Here is a 3353-nt window from a genome sequence, read left to right as displayed (position 1 = left end):
TCGTTCTTTAAAAATTTGGGTATGTGATAGAAAGATAGACTGAACGTTACTTTCACTGGTAACGGATCAGGCTAAGGTAAAATTTGTGAGTGGCTCTCAGAGCCAGATCGAATTTTCGGCGAATGTCGTCTTCACAGTATAACCAGATTGCTTGGGGTTATATGGTCAAGTGAAGAAGCGCATACGGTGGATGCCTTGGCAGTCAGAGGCGATGAAAGACGTGGTAGCCTGCGAAAAGCTTCGGGGAGTCGGCAAACAGACTTTGATCCGGAGATGTCTGAATGGGGGAACCCAGCCATCATAAGATGGTTATCTTGTACTGAATACATAGGTGCAAGAGGCGAACCAGGGGAACTGAAACATCTAAGTACCCTGAGGAAAAGAAATCAACCGAGATTCCCTTAGTAGTGGCGAGCGAACGGGGACTAGCCCTTAAGTGGCTTTGAGATTAGCGGAACGCTCTGGAAAGTGCGGCCATAGTGGGTGATAGCCCTGTACGCGAAAATCTCTTAGTCATGAAATCGAGTAGGACGGAGCACGAGAAACTTTGTCTGAATATGGGGGGACCATCCTCCAAGGCTAAATACTACTGACTGACCGATAGTGAACTAGTACCGTGAGGGAAAGGCGAAAAGAACCCCGGAGAGGGGAGTGAAATAGATCCTGAAACCGTATGCGTACAAGCAGTGGGAGCCCACTTTGTTGGGTGACTGCGTACCTTTTGTATAATGGGTCAGCGACTTATTTTCAGTGGCGAGCTTAACCGAATAGGGGAGGCGTAGCGAAAGCGAGTCTTAATAGGGCGTCTAGTCGCTGGGAATAGACCCGAAACCGGGCGATCTATCCATGGGCAGGTTGAAGGTTGGGTAACACTAACTGGAGGACCGAACCGACTACCGTTGAAAAGTTAGCGGATGACCTGTGGATCGGAGTGAAAGGCTAATCAAGCTCGGAGATAGCTGGTTCTCCTCGAAAGCTATTTAGGTAGCGCCTCATGTATCACTGTAGGGGGTAGAGCACTGTTTCGGCTAGGGGGTCATCCCGACTTACCAAACCGATGCAAACTCCGAATACCTACAAGTGCCGAGCATGGGAGACACACGGCGGGTGCTAACGTCCGTCGTGAAAAGGGAAACAACCCAGACCGTCAGCTAAGGTCCCAAAGTTATGGTTAAGTGGGAAACGATGTGGGAAGGCTTAGACAGCTAGGAGGTTGGCTTAGAAGCAGCCACCCTTTAAAGAAAGCGTAATAGCTCACTAGTCGAGTCGGCCTGCGCGGAAGATGTAACGGGGCTCAAACCATACACCGAAGCTACGGGTATCACGTAAGTGATGCGGTAGAGGAGCGTTCTGTAAGCCTGTGAAGGTGAGTTGAGAAGCTTGCTGGAGGTATCAGAAGTGCGAATGCTGACATGAGTAACGACAATGGGTGTGAAAAACACCCACGCCGAAAGACCAAGGTTTCCTGCGCAACGTTAATCGACGCAGGGTTAGTCGGTCCCTAAGGCGAGGCTGAAAAGCGTAGTCGATGGAAAACAGGTTAATATTCCTGTACTTCTGGTTATTGCGATGGAGGGACGGAGAAGGCTAGGCCAGCTTGGCGTTGGTTGTCCAAGTTTAAGGTGGTAGGCTGGAATCTTAGGTAAATCCGGGATTCCAAGGCCGAGAGCTGATGACGAGTTACCCTTTGGGTGACGAAGTGGTTGATGCCATGCTTCCAAGAAAAGCTTCTAAGCTTCAGGTAACCAGGAACCGTACCCCAAACCGACACAGGTGGTTGGGTAGAGAATACCAAGGCGCTTGAGAGAACTCGGGTGAAGGAACTAGGCAAAATGGCACCGTAACTTCGGGAGAAGGTGCGCCGGTGAGGGTGAAGCACTTGCTGCGTAAGCCCACGCCGGTCGAAGATACCAGGCCGCTGCGACTGTTTATTAAAAACACAGCACTCTGCAAACACGAAAGTGGACGTATAGGGTGTGACGCCTGCCCGGTGCCGGAAGGTTAATTGATGGGGTTAGCTAACGCGAAGCTCTTGATCGAAGCCCCGGTAAACGGCGGCCGTAACTATAACGGTCCTAAGGTAGCGAAATTCCTTGTCGGGTAAGTTCCGACCTGCACGAATGGCGTAACGATGGCGGCGCTGTCTCCACCCGAGACTCAGTGAAATTGAAATCGCTGTGAAGATGCAGTGTATCCGCGGCTAGACGGAAAGACCCCGTGAACCTTTACTATAGCTTTGCACTGGACTTTGAATTTGCTTGTGTAGGATAGGTGGGAGGCTTTGAAGCGTGGACGCCAGTTCGCGTGGAGCCATCCTTGAAATACCACCCTGGCAACTTTGAGGTTCTAACTCAGGTCCGTTATCCGGATCGAGGACAGTGTATGGTGGGTAGTTTGACTGGGGCGGTCTCCTCCTAAAGAGTAACGGAGGAGTACGAAGGTGCGCTCAGACCGGTCGGAAATCGGTCGTAGAGTATAAAGGCAAAAGCGCGCTTGACTGCGAGACAGACACGTCGAGCAGGTACGAAAGTAGGTCTTAGTGATCCGGTGGTTCTGTATGGAAGGGCCATCGCTCAACGGATAAAAGGTACTCCGGGGATAACAGGCTGATACCGCCCAAGAGTTCATATCGACGGCGGTGTTTGGCACCTCGATGTCGGCTCATCACATCCTGGGGCTGAAGCCGGTCCCAAGGGTATGGCTGTTCGCCATTTAAAGTGGTACGCGAGCTGGGTTTAGAACGTCGTGAGACAGTTCGGTCCCTATCTGCCGTGGACGTTTGAGATTTGAGAGGGGCTGCTCCTAGTACGAGAGGACCGGAGTGGACGAACCTCTGGTGTTCCGGTTGTCACGCCAGTGGCATTGCCGGGTAGCTATGTTCGGGAAAGATAACCGCTGAAAGCATCTAAGCGGGAAACTTGCCTCAAGATGAGATCTCACTGGGACCTTGAGTCCCCTGAAGGGCCGTCGAAGACTACGACGTTGATAGGCAGGGTGTGTAAGCGCTGTGAGGCGTTGAGCTAACCTGTACTAATTGCCCGTGAGGCTTGACCATATAACACCCAAGCAATTTGCGAACTCGAAAGAGACCAGATTGCGGTGTGTGAAGACGAAACGAACCGAAAGTTCGAATCTCACAAAACACCGACGCTATCACATACCCAATTTGCTGAAGCGAGGCCAACGGGCCACGACTCAGTACCCGAATTTCTTGACGACCATAGAGCATTGGAACCACCTGATCCCATCCCGAACTCAGCAGTGAAACGATGCATCGCCGATGGTAGTGTGGGGTTTCCCCATGTGAGAGTAGGTCATCGTCAAGATTAAATTCCGAAACCCCTATCTGCTGA

Annotated in this window: 2 rRNA genes; both read left to right on the top strand. The window is 51.5% G+C overall.

Going from position 1 to position 3353, the window contains the following annotated elements:
* The first annotated feature begins 163 nt into the window (after positions 1 to 163).
* Positions 164 to 3055: ribosomal RNA gene (locus tag B0E42_RS28680) — 23S ribosomal RNA — on the top strand.
* Between the two features lie 155 nt (positions 3056 to 3210).
* Positions 3211 to 3326, top strand: a 5S ribosomal RNA gene (gene rrf / locus B0E42_RS28675).
* Positions 3327 to 3353 lie beyond the last annotated feature (27 nt).

This window comes from Pseudomonas sp. A25(2017), from assembly GCF_002001065.1.
Classification (GTDB): domain Bacteria; phylum Pseudomonadota; class Gammaproteobacteria; order Pseudomonadales; family Pseudomonadaceae; genus Aquipseudomonas; species Aquipseudomonas kilonensis.
The sequence above is the reverse complement of the archived record's forward strand: the minus strand, read 5'-3'. Positions and strand labels throughout refer to the sequence as shown.